General features: G+C 67.7%; 15 protein-coding genes and 1 tRNA gene. 12 read left to right on the top strand and 4 right to left on the bottom strand.

Annotation, left to right across the window (positions count from 1 at the left end):
* Positions 1-65: 65 nt before the first annotated feature.
* The 4 genes from F784_RS0117780 to F784_RS0117795 all read left to right on the top strand — a co-directional run bounded on the left by F784_RS0117780 (position 66) and on the right by F784_RS0117795 (position 7,312).
* Positions 66-1,502 (top strand): TolC family protein, encoded by a 1,437-nt coding sequence (locus F784_RS0117780; protein WP_019588084.1) that lies wholly within the window; start codon positions 66-68, stop codon positions 1,500-1,502.
* On the top strand, positions 1,499-2,536 hold the full coding sequence (locus F784_RS0117785; RefSeq protein ID WP_019588085.1) for a TolC family protein: 1,038 nt from the start codon (positions 1,499-1,501) through the stop codon (positions 2,534-2,536). The genes F784_RS0117780 and F784_RS0117785 overlap by 4 nt, the downstream gene beginning before the upstream one ends.
* Before the next feature lie 5 nt (positions 2,537-2,541).
* Positions 2,542-3,801, top strand: coding sequence for an efflux RND transporter periplasmic adaptor subunit (locus tag F784_RS0117790; RefSeq protein WP_019588086.1), 1,260 nt, complete (start codon positions 2,542-2,544; stop codon positions 3,799-3,801).
* Between the two features lie 85 nt (positions 3,802-3,886).
* Entirely contained in the window at positions 3,887-7,312 is a 3,426-nt protein-coding gene (locus F784_RS0117795; protein WP_019588087.1) for an efflux RND transporter permease subunit, read from the top strand.
* Between the two features lie 15 nt (positions 7,313-7,327).
* On the opposite strand, the gene F784_RS26355 is transcribed toward F784_RS0117795, so the two are convergent.
* Complete coding sequence (locus tag F784_RS26355) at positions 7,328-7,498, bottom strand: hypothetical protein (protein WP_019588088.1); 171 nt, start codon at positions 7,496-7,498, stop codon at positions 7,328-7,330.
* 268 nt (positions 7,499-7,766) lie between these two features.
* Between F784_RS26355 and ypfJ the strand changes: the two genes are divergently transcribed.
* Positions 7,767-8,615 (top strand): KPN_02809 family neutral zinc metallopeptidase, encoded by an 849-nt coding sequence (gene ypfJ / locus F784_RS0117805; RefSeq protein ID WP_026332567.1) that lies wholly within the window; start codon positions 7,767-7,769, stop codon positions 8,613-8,615.
* Positions 8,616-8,666: 51 nt separating this feature from the next.
* Positions 8,667-9,383 (top strand): M48 family metallopeptidase, encoded by a 717-nt coding sequence (locus tag F784_RS0117810; protein WP_157465344.1) that lies wholly within the window; start codon positions 8,667-8,669, stop codon positions 9,381-9,383.
* 15 nt (positions 9,384-9,398) lie between these two features.
* Here F784_RS0117810 and F784_RS0117815 read toward each other — a convergent pair whose 3' ends face one another.
* On the bottom strand, positions 9,399-9,605 hold the full coding sequence (locus F784_RS0117815; protein ID WP_019588091.1) for a hypothetical protein: 207 nt from the start codon (positions 9,603-9,605) through the stop codon (positions 9,399-9,401).
* A 172-nt stretch (positions 9,606-9,777) separates the two neighbouring features.
* On the opposite strand from F784_RS0117815, the gene F784_RS23720 reads away from it, so the two are divergent.
* The 6 genes from F784_RS23720 (at position 9,778) to F784_RS0117840 (ending at position 15,670) form a co-directional block, all read left to right on the top strand.
* Positions 9,778-11,994, top strand: coding sequence for a hypothetical protein (locus F784_RS23720; RefSeq protein WP_157465345.1), 2,217 nt, complete (start codon positions 9,778-9,780; stop codon positions 11,992-11,994).
* Entirely contained in the window at positions 11,994-12,467 is a 474-nt protein-coding gene (locus F784_RS27900) for a pilus assembly FimT family protein (RefSeq protein ID WP_040383516.1), read from the top strand. The genes F784_RS23720 and F784_RS27900 overlap by 1 nt, the downstream gene beginning before the upstream one ends.
* The gene (locus tag F784_RS0117825) at positions 12,464-12,928 is read left to right on the top strand and encodes a type II secretion system protein (protein ID WP_019588093.1); all 465 of its coding nucleotides are present in this window, start codon (positions 12,464-12,466) and stop codon (positions 12,926-12,928) included. Before F784_RS27900 ends, F784_RS0117825 begins: the two co-directional genes overlap by 4 nt.
* A complete protein-coding gene (locus F784_RS0117830; protein ID WP_019588094.1) occupies positions 12,925-13,764 on the top strand; it encodes a PilW family protein in 840 nt (279 codons plus the stop codon). The genes F784_RS0117825 and F784_RS0117830 overlap by 4 nt, the downstream gene beginning before the upstream one ends.
* Positions 13,765-13,819: 55 nt before the next feature.
* A complete protein-coding gene (locus tag F784_RS0117835) occupies positions 13,820-15,514 on the top strand; it encodes a dynamin family protein (protein WP_019588095.1) in 1,695 nt (564 codons plus the stop codon).
* A gap of 81 nt (positions 15,515-15,595) precedes the next feature.
* Positions 15,596-15,670 (top strand) — tRNA-Thr (locus tag F784_RS0117840).
* 117 nt (positions 15,671-15,787) lie between these two features.
* On the opposite strand, the gene F784_RS0117845 is transcribed toward F784_RS0117840, so the two are convergent.
* Positions 15,788-16,981: a tyrosine-type recombinase/integrase gene (locus F784_RS0117845; RefSeq protein WP_026332568.1), complete on the bottom strand. Its 1,194-nt coding sequence runs from the start codon at positions 16,979-16,981 to the stop codon at positions 15,788-15,790.
* On the bottom strand, positions 16,974-17,195 hold the full coding sequence (locus F784_RS0117850) for a helix-turn-helix domain-containing protein (protein WP_040383517.1): 222 nt from the start codon (positions 17,193-17,195) through the stop codon (positions 16,974-16,976). The genes F784_RS0117845 and F784_RS0117850 overlap by 8 nt, the downstream gene beginning before the upstream one ends.
* Positions 17,196-17,231: the final 36 nt, after the last annotated feature.

Below are 17,231 nucleotides of genomic sequence, written 5' to 3' on the forward strand. Positions count from 1 at the left end.
CCCTGGCTGAGTAAGTAAGTCCCGACTCACTCATCCTCCCCTTTCCCCTGATCCCGAGGTTCCCGATGCGTTCCCCACCCGTTCTGCTGCTCCTCTCGCTGGCGCTGCTCGCCCCCCCGGCGGCGGCCCAGTCCACGCCGCCGCCTGCCCAGTCGGCCCCCGAGGCGACCCCCACCCCCCTCACCCTGGCGCAGACCCTGGCGCGGCTGCGGGGGAGCCCTGGCTGGCTCAGCGCCGATCTCCAGTACCGGGGAGCGGAACTGGCACTGGGCAGCGCGCGGGCACGGGCCGGGGTAAACGTGACGGTGGGCGTGGACGCGAGCGCCGTGAAAGTCCCCGTGAGCACCGGGGAGACCACGCTGGGGGCGACCGTGACGGCGCAGGTGTCGGTGAGCGTCCTGCCCTGGTCCCCGACGCTGGAAGCGGTTCGCGGCGCCGAGCGTGACCTCGCCCGGGCGGGGTCGGATCGGCGCGCCGCCCAACTGAGCGCCACTGTGAATGCCGTACAGGCGTACTACGCGGCCCGGAACGCGGCGGTGAACCTCGCGCTGGCGGGGGAGCAGGTTGCCCTGGCCGAGCGGCAACTTGCGGTGGCGCAGGCGCAGCGGACGGCGGGCACCCTGCCCCCGGAAGGGCTGCTCGCCCGCCAGGGGGCTCTTGACGACGCGCGGGCGGCGCAGCGGCAGGCCCAGGCGAACGTGGACCTCGCGGCGCGGTCGCTGGCGAACCTGCTGGGGGGCGCGGTGACCCTGCCCACCGATCCCGCCGCCTTCAGCCCCCTGCCCGCCGCGCCCAGTGACCCGGGACCGCTGGACGCGCTGGTGGCCCGGGCCTTAACGGGTCGTCCAGAAGTCGCCCGGGCCGGGAACGACCTGGCGGACGCGCGGGCGAGGGTGCAGGCCGCTCAACTCGACGCCCGTCTCCCCGACCTCACCGCCAGCGCGCAGTACGGCGAACTCGCGGGCGCCCAGGGGACGGCGGGGCGAGTGGTCGGGGCCAGCCTGAACGCGAAGACGGGCGTGCTGGCCGGGCAGATCAGCGTGCCGCTGCGCGATTCCGGCGAGCGGCCGACCGGCCTGGCCCTGGGCCTGAGCGGCTCCTTCCCGGTCGTCGGTGGAGGGAAGGGGACCGCCCTCGCCTCCGCCGAGGTGGGTGTGCAGGCGGCTACGCTCGCCCTGGAGACGGCGCGGCAGAGCGTGGACCTGGAGGTGCGGCAGCGGTACGCCGACCTCCAGAGCGCGCGCGATTCCTTGAGCAGCGCCCAGAGTGGCCTGATCCGGGCGCAGGCAGCGCTGACGACCGCGCAGGCCCGGCTGGGAGCGGGCCTGGTGACCGAACTCGACGTGCAATCCGCTCAGCTCAATGTGGCCCAGGCGCAACTTGCCCTCGACAACGCGGTGGTGAACGCCTACCTCGCCTCGCTGCGGCTATCTCAAAGCACCACTGACCTCGACCCCAGGCTCCTGACTCCCTCGTCCCCCGCCCCGGAGGCCCGCCCATGAACCGCTTTGCCCTCGCGCTCGCCCTGACCCTCGCCGCTCCCCCCGCGCTCGCGCAGGCGGTGACGCTGACCCTGCCCGACGCGGTGGCTCGCGCCCTCGCGGGCGGCCCCGACGTGACGACCGCCCGCGCCAACCTGCAAAAGGCACAGGCGACCCTAAGGGCTGCGCAGGCCGACCCCACCTCCATCATCACCACCCTAACGCAGGCGCAGCAGGGGGCTGCCGCCGCCACGGCCACCCTGGCGGGCACCAAGCTCAATGTCGGGCAGACGGTGATCAACCAGTACCTCGCCGCGTTCGAGGGAGCCGGGGCGGTGACGTTGAACGAGGCGCAGGTGAGGCTCGACGAGCGCAACCTCCAGATCGCCCAGGCCCGGCTGCGGGCGCGCGTCGCCACGCAGCTCGACGTGAACCGGGCGCAGACCAGCCTGAACCAGAACCGCCAGGAACTCGCCAACGCCCGCGCCCAGCTCCCCGTGCTGGAGGCGCAGCTCGCCCGCACCCTCGGCCTGAACACGGGGACCGACCTGCGCCTCGCCGCGCCGCCCGCCCCGCCCAAGCTCGGCCTCACGCTCGCGGCGCTCCAGAGCGGGCTGGAGGGGCGCCTGCCCACCCTGGTGCAGGCCTTCCAGGGGGCCGAGTTCGCCTCCCTCCAGGTGCGCCTGGCCGACAACGACTACACGCCCGTCCGCACCCTGCAGGATGCCCGGGTCGCGCTGGAGAATGCCCGCCGTGACCTCGAAGGCGCGCAGCGGGCCGCGAGCACCGGGGTGCGCGACGCCTACCGCGCGGTGCAGGACGCCCAGGAACGGGTGGCCCTCGCCCGGCAGAGCCTCGCCAACGCGCAGACCAGCCTGACGCAGGCGCAGGCCCGCCTGAAGGCCGGGACCGCCGCCGCCGTCGAGGTTCAGCAGGCCCAGGTGCAGGTTCAGCAGGCCAGCTTCGCGGTGACCCAGGCGCAGGACAACCTCTGGCGGTCGCTCGCCGCCCTCTCCACCGCGGCGGGCACCGACGTCACCGGACTGGTGAGGTGAGGGGGATGGCCCGCCACCTCCTTCCCCTCACCCTGCTCCTGCTCCTCGCCGCCTGCTCGCCGGGCGGGGGACAGACGCAGTCCCAGGCGTCCACCCCCGCGGGCAACAATCTCGACGCCGCGCCCGCCAAGACCACCGCGCTCGCCGTGCGGACCCTGACGACGCGGGAAGGTACCCTGACGGTGGAGCGTACCCTGGCCGCGACCCTGCGCGCCGCCCGCGACAGCAACGTGGCCGCCCAGACGGGCGGGACGGTGACCAGACTCCTGGCCGACGAGGGCGAACGGGTCCGCGCCGGGCAGGTCGTCGTGCAACTCGACGACACCCAGGCGCGGCAGGCGCTGGAGAACGCGCGGCTCCAGGTCCGGCAGGCGCAGATCAACCTCGACCAGACCCGCACGAACACCGGGGAGGCGATCACCTCGCTTCAGGCCGCCGTGCAGGCGGCCGAGGCGAGCCTCCAGAAGGCGCGGCAGGACGCGCAGAGTGCGGCGGACCTCTACCGGCTGGGCGGGATCAGCCAGGCGGACCTCACCGCCGCCCGCAGCGCCCAGGCGCAGGCGGAAAGCGCCCTGGCCCAGGCCCGCAACAATCTCGCCCAGAACGGGCGGGGTGGGCAGGGCAGCCTCGCGCTCCTCCAGGCGCAGCTGGAGTCCGCCCAGGCGGGCGTGCGCCAGGCCGAGGAGAACCTGGCACGGACGGGCGTGAAGGCCCCCTTCGCGGGCGTGGTCGTGTCGCGCGCGGTGGAGGTCGGGGAGTTCGCCGGGCAGGGAAGCCCCGTCTTCCGCCTGGTGGACCCCGGCAGCCTCAAGGCCACCTTCAACGCGACCCCGCAGGACGCGCGGGCCTTGACCCCCGGCACCCGCCTCAACCTCGACTATGGCGGCCAGACGTACCTCGCCGTCGTGCAGGACGCGACCGGTGTAGCGGGCAGCGACCGGCTGGTGCCTGTCACCGCGCGGGTGGAGGGCGGCGGGAAAAACCTCCCCGTGGGCGGCAGCGCGCAGGTGCGCTACCGGGCCAGCCTGGGGGGCGGCGTGCTCGTGCCCAGCGGGGCGGTGCAGACCGACGGCGGCGAGAACGCGGTGTACGTCGCCGAGGGTGGGGTGGCCCGCCGCGTCCCCGTCACCGTCGTCGCCGAGGCGCAGGGGCGGGTCGCCGTGCGGGGCCTGAGCGCCGGGGCACAGGTGATCTCGCCCGTGCCGCCCAGCCTGCAAGACGGGGCGAGGGTCCGGGCCACACCCGGGGGAGGGGAGACGCCGTGAACCTGCCGGACCGCCCTTCGTTCCGGGGACCCGGTCCTCTCTCCTGCCCGCCCCGGCCCGGGTTCCCGGGCGCCCCGGAGGTCGTATGAGCACCCACGATCCGCCCGAATTCAGCGCGCCGCGTGGCACCCTCCCCGACGGCACGCCCGAACCCGCCCTGCACCCCGCGGTGCGCTTCAGCGTGCGGAACTACGTCTTCTCCATCGGCATCTTCGTGGTGGCGGTGCTGCTGGGCCTGATCGCGGCCACCCGGCTGGGAGTGGAACTCCTGCCCAACTTCGAGGTGCCCGTCCTCGCCGTCTCCACGGCCTACCCCGGTGCGACGCCCGACCAGGTGGACCGTGAGGTGAGCCAGAAGGTCGAGGACGCCGTGAGCACGCTGGGCGGCGTGGTGGACATCAACACGACGAGCGTGAGCAACCAGTCGGCGGTCGTGATCACCTTCGCCGACGGGACGAACATCGACTCGGCGGCGAACAGCGTGTCGCAGGCGGTGGCGGCCATCCGGGCCACCCTGCCGGACGGGGCCGAGGCGCCCGTCGTGCAGAAGTTCGACCCCAACGCCACGCCCATCCTGACGCTCGCACTGCTGGGCGGCTCCGCCCGTGCCGCGGACGTGACGACCTACGCCGAGGACACCCTGGTACCCCGGCTGGAGCGGGTCGAGGGCGTGGCCGACGTGAGCGTGTCGGGCGGCCCCGAACGGCAGATTCAGGTCCTCCTCGACCCGGCAGCGCTCCAGGCGTACAACCTGGCCCCCGCCCGGGTCACCGCCGCCATCGGCGCCTCCGCGCTCGACCTTCCCGCGGGGAGCCTGACCCAGAATGGCAACAGCATCGGCTTCTCCACCCGCAACACCCCGACCTCGCTCGCCGACGTGGAGCGGATCGTGGTGGACCCCGCCTCCGGCCTGCGCGTCTCGGACGTGGCGACGGTACGCGACACGACCGCCCGGCCGACGACCTACGCGCGGGTGAACGGGCAGCCCGCCGTGCTCCTCGACATCCGCAAGGCGAGCGGCACGAACAGCGTGGCCGTCGCCGACGCGGTGCGGGCGGCGATGGAGGCCCAGCCCCTCCCCAAGGGGTACGAACTCACGCTCGCCAGTGACACGACCCGCACCACCCGCGCGACGGTGAACGACACCTTCAAGGAATTTCTGATCGCCGTCGGAGCGGTCGGCCTGATCGTGCTGCTATTCCTGGGGCGGCTGAACACCGTGTTCGCGGTCATCCTCGCCATTCCCATCTCGATCAGCGCGGCGCCGCTGCTCTACAGCGTGATGGGCTTTTCCTTCAACATCATCTCGCTGCTGGCGATCATCGTCGCCATCGGCATCGTGGTGGACGACTCCATCGTGGTCGCCGAGAACGTGCAGCGCTACCGGGACATGGGGTACAGCCTGCTGAGAAGCGTGCTGCTGGGCGGCTCGGAGGTCTTCTCCGCCGTCACCGCCGCGTCCTTCTCGCTGCTCGCCGTGCTGATCCCGCTGAGCTTCATGCCGGGCATCCTGGGGCAGTTCTTCAGCCAGTTCGGCCTGGGCCTGGCCGCCGCGATCACCCTGAGCTGGCTGGAGAGCCTGCTCTTCCTGACTGTCCGCATGGCGTACACCCGCGACCCCGAGCCCCTCGGTTGGGGGCAGGTCCCCGGCGTGCTCGCCCGGCTGCCGCGCTTTTTCCGGGAGGCGCTGTCAGGAGTCCGCACCCTGCCCGGCCTGCTCCTCCTCGCCCTGTTCGGGGCCGCCGGATGGATCGCCCTCGACCGCGCCACCTCGCTGCCCGTACCCGCCGTCGCCGTCCTAGCCATTCTCCTCGCGCCCGTGCTCCTGACGCTGGTGCGATATGTCCTGACGGTCCTCCTCGCCCTGCTGGAGGCCCTGACCGGGACGCTGCACGGGTGGACGAACCGGGTGGTGATGGGGACGGCCCGCGCCTATGCCCGCACGGTCAGCCGCGTCCTGCGCCGCCCCTGGGTCGTCATGCTCATCGCGGGGCTCTTCCTCCTCAGCGTGCCGCTCGCCCTGCGCGGGGTTGGCTTCTCCTTCGTGCCCAGGAGTGACAGCGGCATCCTCAGCGTGGACGTGGAGTTGCCCGTGGGCACCGACCTCGCGCGCACAAATGCGCTGACCGCCCGCGTGGAGGACAGCCTCCTGAACCGCCCCGAGGTGAGGCTGGTGCAGACGAGCGTGGGCTCAGGCGGCGTCCTGGGCGGCACGAACGCGAACCGGGCCAGCCTGACCGTGACGCTGGTGGACCGGGCGAAACGCCCCCCCATCGACACCCTGATCGCGCGCTACGCCGCCGACCTCGGGCGGCTCGCGGCTCCGCTGCCCGGGGCGGAGGTCCGCGTCGTGGCCGAGGAGACCGGCCCCGGCGGCAGTTTCGACCTCAGCCTCGCGCTTACGGCTCCCAATCAGGCCCTGCTCGTTCAGCGCAACCGCGAGGTCGTGCGCCTGCTCTCCGCCGATCCCAACATCACCACCCTGGAGAGCAGCCTGAGCGCCACCCGCCAGGAGCGGACCTTCGTGCCCGACCCCAGCCGCCTGGCGGGCAGTGGCCTGAGCGCCAGCGACGTGGCCCAGGCCCTGCGGACCTACAACGACGGATCGGTCGCGGGCACCCTGCGCGACGCCGACCGCAGCGTGGACATCGTGGTCCGGCTCGACCCCGCCCAGGTGCAGGGCGAGCAGAGCCTGCTCTCGCAGACGGTGTACTCGCAGGCCCTGGGCGCGAACGTGCCGCTGTCCGAACTCGGCGCCTTCCAGCTTCGCCAGGCGCCCGCCACGCTGAGCCGCCTGAACAAGGCGTACACCGCGACGCTGAACATCAACCTGCAAAAGGGAGGCCCCAACCCCTTCGCCTACCAGCGCACCATCGTCGACAAGGTGCGGGCGGCGGGACTCCTCAGCGATAACGTGACCCTGGGGAACGCCTCGGCCTTCGGGAGCGCGGGACTGACCGCCGACCTGGTGTTTTACGGGCCCATCGTCCTCGTGCTCGCGGTGCTGCTGACGTACCTGGTGCTGGGGTCGCAGTTCAACTCGTTCCGCTACCCGGTCTACCTGCTGCTGCCGGTGCCGCTCGCCATCGTGGGGGCGCTGTGGACCCTGCACCTCTTCCGGGTGAACCTCGACGTGATCACGGTGCTGGGCATGGTGATCCTGCTCGGCCTCTCGACGAAGAACTCCATCCTGTACCTGGAATTCGTGACCGAGCGGATGCGCTCGCTGCCGCTGCGTGAGGCGCTCATCGAGGCCGCCGAGCTGCGCTTCCGGCCCATCCTGATGACCACCCTGACGGTGCTCGTGATCAGCCTGCCCCTCGTCTTCGGGCAGGGCGAGGGCGCGGAGTTCAGGCGGGGCCTGGGCATCGTGATCCTGGGCGGGGTGATCACCTCCACCCTGCTCACCTTCTTCGTCGTGCCCAGCGTCTTCTATCAGTTCGAGCGGCGCCGGGCCGGTCCGCGGGAGGCCGCCCCCACGCCGAACACCCTGGCCCCCACGGGCGACTGACCGGGGCGAGCAGCCTCAGCGGGGACGGGGGCTCTCCTGTCCCCGCTCCCATTCCTGCCGGATCGCCTCCCGCTCGAAGAGCCACGACTGGAGGTCCAGCTCCCGCCGCCTCGCCCGTTCGGCCTGCGCCCGCACCCGGTCCAGAAGCTCCTGGATGGTCCAACTGTTCCAGGGAGCACCGATCAATCCACCGTCCTGCACCTCCTCAGTCTGATCAGGAAAGCTGACGGAAGGTGCATGTTTTGTTACTCAACGTCAATCGACTGTGGGGGTACACCCGTTACGGGGGGCGCCGAGATACGGCCGGGTTCATCCCCTACGGCACAACTCCCGGCTCCGCACCCCACAACCTTTGCTAAAGACTGCCCGTTTCAGGCGCGCCTAGAATGCCTCTCAAACACGCGAGAAGCTCTGGGCCGCGCTGGGTGCGGCCTGATCGGAGAGTGAGGCGACTATGGATTGGCAGAATCTTCCCGGAGGGGGGAATATCGAGGATCGCCGTGGGGGAGGAGGCATTCCTGGCGGCGGGATCGCGGTGGGTGGGGTCGGCGGGCTGATCATCGCTCTGATTGCCATGTTCTTCGGCGTGGACCCGGGCGCGATTCTGGGCGGCCAGGGCAGCGCGCCCACGCAGACCCAGACGCAGACCGCACCCGGGCAGCAGGACACCTCCTACCAGTTCGTGGACCGCATCCTGGCGAGCACCGATCAGGTGTGGTCGGGCATCTTCGCTCAGGCGGGGCGCACCTACACCAAACCGACGCTGGTCCTGTACAGCGGGGCGACGCCCACCGCCTGCGGGCAGGGCAGCGCCGCCGCTGGCCCCTTCTACTGCCCGCTGGACAACAAGGTGTACCTTGACACCTCCTTCTTCGCGCAGATGGACCGCCGACTGGGGGGTGGCGGCGACTTCGCCTACTCGTACGTGATCGCGCACGAGGTGGGGCACCACGTCCAGAACGAACTGGGCATCGCCGATCAGGTCACCCGCGCCCAACAGCAGGCCCGCAGCGAGGCCGAGGCCAACCGCTACAGCGTGGCGCTCGAACTCCAGGCCGACTGCTTCGCGGGGGTGTGGGGCAACAAGGTTTCCAGCCTCGCCAACCTGACTGAGGCCGACGTACGCGAGGCGATCAACACCGCCACCGCCATCGGGGACGACACCCTCCAGCGTCAGGGCCAGGGTTATGTCGTGCCCGATTCCTTCACCCACGGCACCAGCCAGCAGCGTGTGAACTGGTTCATGACGGGCTTCAGGAGCGGCGACCCCAACAAGTGCGACACGTTCAACGGGCAGCTCTGACGCGGTTTCGTCTCTCACCCACCTTGCCCGGCCCTCCGCTTTCATAGGGTCATGTCCACCCCCACCCGCCCCCGATCCCAGCCCGGCTGGATGGTCGGGGGCGTTCCCGTGCAGCTCAAACGCAGCGCTCGGCGCCGCACCGTGACCCTGCGGGTGCAGCCCGGCGCGGTAACCGTTCATGCCCCGACCCGCACGCCCCTCGACCTGATCCAGGCCTTCGTCGAGGCGAAGCGCGGCTGGGCCGAGGGTCACCTCGCGCGGTACGCGGCGCAGGCCGTTGCCCCCACCCCCCTCGCCGACGGCTCCCCCCTGCCCTTTTTTGGGGAGACGCTCGTGCTGCGCCCCCGGCCCGGGACGCGCGCTCCATTACGCCTCGGTTCAGAACTGCACGTCCCGCCCGGCGACCCGGACACCCTCGCCCGTGCCGTCGAGGCGTGGTATCGCCGCGCCGCCCTTCCCGAACTGCGAACGCTGACCGAGGGCTATGCGGACGCCCTGGGTGCCCGGGACCGACTGGGCCAGGTCCGCCTGAGCCGCGCCCACACCCGCTGGGGCAGTTGCACGGCGGGGGGTGACATCCGCCTGCACTGGGCGCTGGCCCGCGCGCCGCGCGAGGTGGCCGCCTATGTCGCCCTGCACGAGGCCGCCCACCTCCTCGAATTCAACCACTCACCCCGCTACTGGGCGCACGTCTCACGCCTGATGCCCGACCACGCGCACCAGCGGGCCTGGCTGAAGGAGCACGGGCAGACGCTGGCGCGGCTGTAGAAGGGGAGACCCCAGCTACATGGCGGGCATAGGGCTGGGGAGGCCCGGGGTGTCCGGGTTGTCGGTGGGAGTCGGCTCCGGCATGCCGGGCAGGTCCGGGTTCATGGGCGGGTCCATGATCGGCCCGGTGTCGTCGCCGCTCGGCAGGCGCTCGGGCATGGGCGCGGGCGTGTCAGTGGGCTCGGTGGCGGGGGCAGGCGGACGGTCGTAGGGTCCGGTCATGGGTTTACCTCCGGGGTGGGAATGGGTGCAGTCTCGCCCCCTCATGTTCCAGGAACGCGAGAGGGGTGTGAAGAAAGCTTCACTTGCCCCCCAATTCAGGGGCTAGGCCGGGGGGGCGCCCCGCCGCAGACTGGGCAGGATGAGAGGCTCAAGATCCACAGAAGGCGCGACATTGATAGTCGTCGTTCTGTTCACGATGTTGCTACTGGCGGCGCTGCTGGCCGCCTCGTCGCAACTGACTCTGTCAAGCAGGCGTACGGTCGCGGATCAAGCGGCCACACTACGCGCTCAATATGTGGCCGAGTCGGGGGTGGCGGTCGCTACAAGTCGTCTGCTGGATATTCAGGCTTTGCTTTCCAAGAAGTACCGAGACGACGAAACCCAGGAGAACTTCGACGTCCCCGGCACCACCACGCCAGCGGTGATCAAAACCCACGCGGAAAATTTCTGTGGCAAAAGTGGGGCCTCGGCCTGGACTCAGACCAACGAGTTTGCCACGGCACCAGAGGGTCAGAAGGCTTACCCGAATGCTCTGGTTTGTGTTGTGGATTCCAGCAGTACCTTTACGGCAGAGCGCAGCTCCGTTCTGGCCGACTTCCTTAAGACAGGTGCGTACTCGGTCCTGCCTTCCGACGAGCGCCCTAATCCACTCACGGACCGCAATACCCGCAGAAATTGGTGGAACGCCTTATTGGACGGCACCGACAAAACCGTGCCTGACTGGGAGGCCAAGTACAGCCTACGTGCCGCGCGCGTGGTACAACTTACCCCCACCAACTACCGCTTCTACGTGCGGGCACAGGGAGTGCGGGCACGCGGGGTGCAGGACAACGCGACGCGGGTGCTGCTCGCCAACCGCGCGCAACAGGGCGAGTGGTGGTTTGAGATCGTGCTGCCCAGCCTCCTGGACGACGTGCTCATGACGAACCACCACCGCGCCAGACCCTCAGGCAACTACGATCCTGCGGGCGCGCCAGGAGTGAACTTCACCGATCAGGTGTTCGACGGCTCTATTCATACCAACGAGAAGTTCCTATTTCTGGACTCCTCCAGCGCCCAGTTCATGGGCAAGGTCAACAGCGTCGGTTGCACCAACCTGCCGCAGTCGGGCATGCCCTCGGGTGGAGACTGCTCCAAGACGGCGGGAGTGTATATCGGAAGCAGCCTGAATGAGCCCCCTGCGGGTACCACCAACGTCGACAAGTGGGTGGCCGACAAGGTCACGGAGTCTCCCCGAACCGTGAAGTTCGTCCAGACGGGGAACCCCCCGGCCACCGACTACACGCAGACCGACTTCACGGCGGCGTACAAGCCCCTGCCCATCAACGAGAACCCCCAGAAGGAGAAGGCGGAGGAGGGCGGCCTGGTTCTGGGAGGCAGTAATCTAGGTGTCGAGCTCACTGTGGGGGGCAATGATGGTCAACCCCTGAGCACATATAACACCACAACGAAGAAGTGGACGGAGCCCAACCCCGTTTACCAGTACATCCGTTTCCTCAAGGCGGGGAGCCGGACGGTACGGGAGTGTTCATGGACTGATAACACTGTTTTTTCGGACTACCAGGTGAATAACCGTGGACCTTACTACCCAAACAACGATTGGAATAACACGCTCTCGGCGAAAAGGGGAACGATCAACTACTACGGCTCCACCCGCTACTGGCGCTACACTCAGGAGTGCCGGGACGTCGCCGAAAAGATCGTGGACCCGGATAACGAGTACCGAGTGGATCAGGATGGCAACCTGTCCAAGAAGGTGAGCGGAAGTTGGGTGTCCCAGGGCCGGAAGTTTAACGGCGTGATCTACGGTGAGTCCTTTCAAAGTGTGCGTGGTCCGGCGCGCAAGGACGGCACCGTGACCAACGGCAACCTCACCAACGTGCCGCCCGCCGTCGCGTCCTTTGCGGGTCTGACCTTGGCTGCGTCCAACAGCCTAACAATCGACAGCGACCTGACGCTCTCCGACACGCCCTGTTCCCTCTCCGAAACCAAGGCGACGCCCCCCTGCACCAAGAGACCCAAGAACATTCTGGGGCTCTACGCCCAGAATGGAGATGTGGTGCTTTCCGAGAAGACAGGCAACGATCTCAACTTGCACGCCTCCATCATGTCCAGTGAGGGACAGGTCACGGCGGCGAACTTCGACAATCGAGTTGACCAGGGTGACGTTAAACTGATTGGAAGCGTGATCGAGAATTGGTACGGCGCTTTCGGCACAACGCGGGGCACAGGGTATGGCCGCAACTTCACTTATGATCAACGGCTTGCAGAGGGCACCATTCCCCCCTTCTTCCCGGTGTCGCCACGCTGGCAGGCCGAAGATGCCGCGACGACGGGCAGTAGCTTGAGCAACTTAATCTTTGAACAGACCAGTGCGGGGAACTACTAATGACGCGTCACGGTTTTACGTTGGTCGAGTTACTGATTGTTCTCGCTATTCTAGGAATTCTGATGAGTATTTTCAGCGTGTCCTACCTTCGTAGTATTCGCGCCGCTGAGGTCCGTGAAGGCGCTGGTCAAATCGCTGCTGATTTGCGGGCTGCACGATCCAGCGCGCAGAGGCAGAGCATGCCGGGTGCTTTCAAGTGGGCTGGCACGGGCAGTTTGACAAGCTACACCCTAGAACTGCCCAGCGGTACGGCAACACCCAAAACAGCCAGTCTACCGCGTGGAGTAACTTTCCGGTGTCTGGATGGTTGCCCTTCCACGCGGACGTTGGTCTATAACGCGCCCTACGGTGAGATGACTTCGGCCATCAACGGCACCCGATTCATTGTGGAAAGCCAAGCGCCGAATATTCCCTCTATCGAAGTGCGGGTGGTGGGGGTTACTGGACGGGTCATGCTTGTGAGGGCTCCATGACCAGCAGACAACAGGGGTTGACCCTGGTCGAGGTGCTCGTCGCTCTGGCCCTGTTCGGCGTCTTGATGGCAGTGCTGCTTCCCAGCATCACGGCGCTGCTGGGCATTAACCGGCAGGGCGAGCGGCAACTTAATGGCACCACCCAAGCGCAACAAGTGATTGAATCGGTCAAGGGGGCTTGGCAGGACACTCCTGGAATGACAGCAGCGCAGTTGCAACAGGCGCAGGATCGGTTCGACGCCAACTGCGTGCCAGGACTGTCGTTACCCAGCGGAGTCACCGCGCGCAGCCAGGAGCGAACCTCCCGCGCCGCTGTCATCACCGGTAAGACTCTAGTCGACATTGTCGCGGCCTGCCCAACCACATCCACGACATCCCCCGCTATGCGGCGTGTTCAAGTTTCGGCTGGCACGGGAGCCCAAATGGTGACACTCACCCTCGACGTGTTGAGGCCGCAATGAAATCACAGCAGGGATTTACACTGGTGGAACTGCTGGTCGTGATGGCGATTCTCGGAATCGTGCTGTTGGCGCTGAGCAGCACCTTCATCAGCGGTTCCCGCACCACGACCCTTTCGGCGGCACGAGCTGAATTACAGCAGGAAACGGTCAATGCCGAGCAACTCATCGCCGGGCGGGTCAAGGAGGCGTGGTACGTCTTTCCCCCCGGACAGACGCTGAACCTCGGAAACGGGGATACTCGTCGTAACCCCTTGGTCACCCCTGCCAGCGGAAGCTGGACTGTGTACACCCATCCCATTCTGGCGATGGTGTTGCCACCTCGCATTCCACCGGGAACCACACCGTCGACAACCTGCGCGCCAGGCACCAATGACTATTGCTACCGCTTTTACGCGTATTACCCGGTGAAACGCTCGGTCTGGGTGGGTGCAACCAGTGGCGCCTCCAATCCCGGCGCGGACACACTTAATGACGCCTCCACCTGGGTTTTGGTCGAGTATCGCAGTTACTACTATTCCGGCGGTCCGGCTACTCTCTCCTATTCCACCGTTGTGACGACGCCCAGCCTGCTTTCTGCTCCACCCATCACCGCAACCCAGGCAGGGGACGCCAACCTTCTGTCCGACTACATCGTTCCGACTAACGCGACGGGAGGCCCTTACACCATGTTCAGCTACGTGCCCTCTACCGCCGCCACCACGGGAGTCACGGGCGTCAATATCAACCTCGCCACAGGCCGTCAGGTGAACGGCAAAGCCGTGCGTCTGCCCAGTGCGACCGGCACGTATAGTCTCAGTGCTTACCCCCTCAATTTGGGGCGCGTGGCGACGAACTGAGCGAACTCAACAATCTCCAAAAATCGGAAGGCGTGGGGGCGGCTAGACTGCCCCCATGCTCGTTTCCGGCCCGGTGCAGGACCTCCTCTCGCGTGAGCGGGCGCTGCTCGCTGACCTCCAGGCTTTTCTGGAAACGCAGGGGGCGCCCCCTGAGGCCGTCGAGTACGCCCGGGGGGCCGTACGTTCCCTCGACGAGAGCTTCCTGTTGGTGGTCGTCGGCGAGTTCAATGCGGGCAAGAGTTCCTTCGTGAACGCGCTGCTGGGGGCGACGGTGCTGCCGGAAGGGGTGACGCCCACCACCGACCGCATTTACGTCCTCGTCCACGGTGACCAGCCCGGGCAGATGGAGCCCACCCGCGACCCCTTCGTGAGCCGCCTGACCTATCCCCTCCGGAGCTTAGAGGGGGTGGCGCTCGTGGACACGCCGGGCACGAACGCGATCATCCGTCAGCACCAGGCGCTTACCGAGGGCTTTCTTCCGCGGGCAGATCTCGTGCTGTTCCTGACCTCGGCTGACCGACCCTTCACCGAGTCCGAGCGGCAATTTCTCGCCCTCGCCGCGCGCTGGGGCCGCAGCGTGGTGCTCGTGGTGAACAAGGCGGACCTGCTGGAGACGCCCGAGCAGCGCGAGCAGGTGCGGCAATTCGTGGAGACGGGTGCGCGGGGGGTGCTGGGCCTGACGCCCCCCGTCTTCCTGATCAGCGCGCGGGGCGAGCAGCGGGGGGGTGATCCCGGCTTTGCGGCCCTGCGGGATGCCCTCCGCACCCGCCTCTCGGAGACGGAACGGACCCGCCTCAAGCTGCAAAGTCCCCTGGGCACGGCGGCGGAGATCCTTTCCGGGGAGGAAACGCGCGCGGAGGCGGCCCTCCGCACCCTCACCGAGGACCTGAGCATCCTGCGCGACCTGGAGGCCCAGCGCGAGCGGCACCGGGAAACCATGTTGGGCGAACTCGACGGCCAGCTCAACCGCCTGGGCCGCCTGCTGAGCGAGTTCGAGGTGCGGGCCGACCGCTTCATCGACGCCCGGCTACGCTTTTCCAACCTGCGCGGCCTGATGAACAGCCGCGAGCTGGAGGAGGACTTCCGGCGGGAGGCAGTGGCGGACCTGCCTGACGCCCTCGACCGGCAATTCGGCACCATGATCGACCGCTTCGTGGAGGCGAACTTGCACTTCTGGGAAGACGTGCAGGCCTTCCTGATCCGCCGCCAGCCCAGCAATGAGGTCGCGCGCACCCGCTTCTCCTACGACCGGGGAGCCCTGCTGGAGGGAATTGCCGGAAGCGCCCGCGAGCATCTGGAGACGACCACCGAACACGAACTCGCTCGTCAGCTCGCGCGCGACGCCGAGGACGCGCTCAAGGGCGCGGTGGGCGGCCTGGCCGGGGGCATCGGCATCGGGGCGGGGCTGGGAGCACTCGTTGGCGCCTCGGCGGTGGACTTCACTGGGGGCATTCTGGCGGGGCTGACACTGGGGAGCCTGGGGCTGTTCGTGCTGCCCAACAAGCGGCTTCAGGCGCACCGTCAACTGCGGCAGAAGGTTGCTGGGCTGCGCGAGGCCCTGGAGCGCATCGTTCGCCGGGAGTACGAGCGCGAGCAGGAGCGGGCCGACGCCCGGCTGCGCGACGCAATCAGCCCCTACACCCGCTTTACCCAGCAGGAGCAGGCGCGCCTGGCCCAGGCCGGGGCACGCGCCGCCGAACTGCGTGCTCGCCTGGAAAGCCTGCAGGCCGACGTGAAGGCGCTGGCGTAAGCCCGTTTGACAAGCCCGGGATCATCGTCTACCCTTGTCGGTGCAGTCTTTTCGCCCCAGGCGAGTCTGCCCACCCAACCCGCCAGTGTAGCTCAGTGGTAGAGCAACTGATTCGTAATCAGTAGGTCGTCGGTTCAAATCCGACCCCTGGCTCCAGAAAAAATCCCGCACAGCGCGGGATTTTGTCATTTCAGAACGACCTTACAAACGGGCACAACAGGCCGATTGTCACTACTGCGTCACTACTGGAAACGGCGCCTCAGCTCCGGCAACTCAGACCAGATCGGCGATGTCGAACGCGGCTTCCTCTCGCTGGGCATCGTACAGGTGGGTATACGTGCGCAGCGTGAAGGCCACGTCGCTGTGCCCCAGACGCTCACTGACCGTCTTCGGCGGGATGCCCACGCTGATCATGAGGGACGCCGCCGTATGCCGCATGTCGTGGAACCGGATAGGCGGCACGCCCGCCTCCTTCACCAGATTGGTGTACGCCTTGGCCAGCGCGCTGGGCCACACCAAGGCTCCTGTCACGGTCGTGAACACGAAGCCCTGCTCCGTCCACGCTTCGGCCGCATGCTCGCGCCACGCCTTCTGCCGGGCCTGCTGCTCGCGGAGTTTCTGCACCGTGCCTTTGGACAACACGATGGTGCGGCGGGACGCCTTGCTCTTGGGTGTGGAGACTTCCAGACGTACCGACGACGTGGTGGCCTTTTTCAGGCGGGTCTTGCCTTCAATCGGCGCGCCAATGACCTCCACAAGGTTGTTCCTCACGGTCAGACGCGCCCGGTCCAAATCAACGTCTTCCCACTTCAGCCCCACAAGCTCACCGCGCCGCATGCCGGTCATCAGGGCCAAGTAGAACGCGGCGTGCAGGGGATGAGCTTCAGTGGCCTTCAAGAAGTCCGCCACCTGCTGCCGATCCCAGACCTGCATTTCCTGACGCTCCATCTTGGGCGGCTTCACCGCGTCGGCCACGTTACGCGGCAGCATCTGCCAGCGCACAGCCTGTTGAAGCGCCATCTTCAGGACGCGCAAGGCATACACCTGCAGGGATGTGCTCTTGCCATCCCTGCGTAGGCCCGTCAACATGTGCTCGACGTCCAGCGGGCGCAGTTTTTCCAGTTTCACCCGACCGAGCTTCGGGGTGATGTAGCGGTTGACCGTGTCACGGTAACTCTGCACCGTGTTTGGCTTATTGCCTTCGCGCTCCTTGTGCGCCACCCAGTGGTTCAGGAAGTCGGCAACCGTCATCCGATCCGTGTCTGCCAGGGTGCCCTGATGAAGATCGGACTGCAGCGCGCGGAGCTTCTCCTGTACTTCGCCCTGGGTTTTCCCACTCACCCAGCGCCGCTTCTGTGACCCATCCTCGGCTATGCCGACGGTGACGCTCGCGCGCCACCCAATGGTTTTACCGCTGCTGTCTTTCCGGCGACTCATGGTGCCTTCGCCGTTGGCCCGCTTAGCCATGACGCTCCTCCTCAATCGGTCGCACGTCCACACGGAGAGCCAAGGCATTCAGCACCGCCAGCAGGCTTTCCGGCACCTTGCCCCGGCGTCCACTGAGAATTTGCGCCAGAGAGGGTGGCTTGATGCCCAGCTGCCGAGCCAGCTCCGCCTGGGTCAACCCGCGTTCCTGCATGCGCGCCCGGATACGCTGACGAATAAGATCATCGGTGTCCACAAGCCAATATTAGTCGTATTGACTAATTGCGCAAGC

This window comes from Deinococcus apachensis DSM 19763, from assembly GCF_000381345.1.
In the GTDB taxonomy this organism is placed as follows: Bacteria; Deinococcota; Deinococci; order Deinococcales; family Deinococcaceae; genus Deinococcus; species Deinococcus apachensis.

Bases quoted from the DNA above. Each gene is read 5' to 3' on its own strand.
- F784_RS0117830 (WP_019588094.1), top strand. From the start codon at position 12,925: ATGAAATCACAGCAGGGATTTACACTGGTGGAACTGCTGGTCGTGATG.
- ypfJ (WP_026332567.1), top strand. From the start codon at position 7,767: ATGGATTGGCAGAATCTTCCCGGAGGGGGGAATATCGAGGATCGCCGT.
- F784_RS0117825 (WP_019588093.1), top strand. From the start codon at position 12,464: ATGACCAGCAGACAACAGGGGTTGACCCTGGTCGAGGTGCTCGTCGCT.
- F784_RS0117810 (WP_157465344.1), top strand. From the start codon at position 8,667: ATGTCCACCCCCACCCGCCCCCGATCCCAGCCCGGCTGGATGGTCGGG.
- F784_RS0117790 (WP_019588086.1), top strand. From the start codon at position 2,542: ATGGCCCGCCACCTCCTTCCCCTCACCCTGCTCCTGCTCCTCGCCGCC.
- F784_RS0117795 (WP_019588087.1), top strand. From the start codon at position 3,887: ATGAGCACCCACGATCCGCCCGAATTCAGCGCGCCGCGTGGCACCCTC.
- F784_RS27900 (WP_040383516.1), top strand. From the start codon at position 11,994: ATGACGCGTCACGGTTTTACGTTGGTCGAGTTACTGATTGTTCTCGCT.
- F784_RS0117845 (WP_026332568.1), bottom strand. From the start codon at position 16,981: ATGGCTAAGCGGGCCAACGGCGAAGGCACCATGAGTCGCCGGAAAGAC.
- F784_RS0117815 (WP_019588091.1), bottom strand. From the start codon at position 9,605: ATGACCGGACCCTACGACCGTCCGCCTGCCCCCGCCACCGAGCCCACT.
- F784_RS0117835 (WP_019588095.1), top strand. From the start codon at position 13,820: ATGCTCGTTTCCGGCCCGGTGCAGGACCTCCTCTCGCGTGAGCGGGCG.
- F784_RS0117780 (WP_019588084.1), top strand. From the start codon at position 66: ATGCGTTCCCCACCCGTTCTGCTGCTCCTCTCGCTGGCGCTGCTCGCC.
- F784_RS0117785 (WP_019588085.1), top strand. From the start codon at position 1,499: ATGAACCGCTTTGCCCTCGCGCTCGCCCTGACCCTCGCCGCTCCCCCC.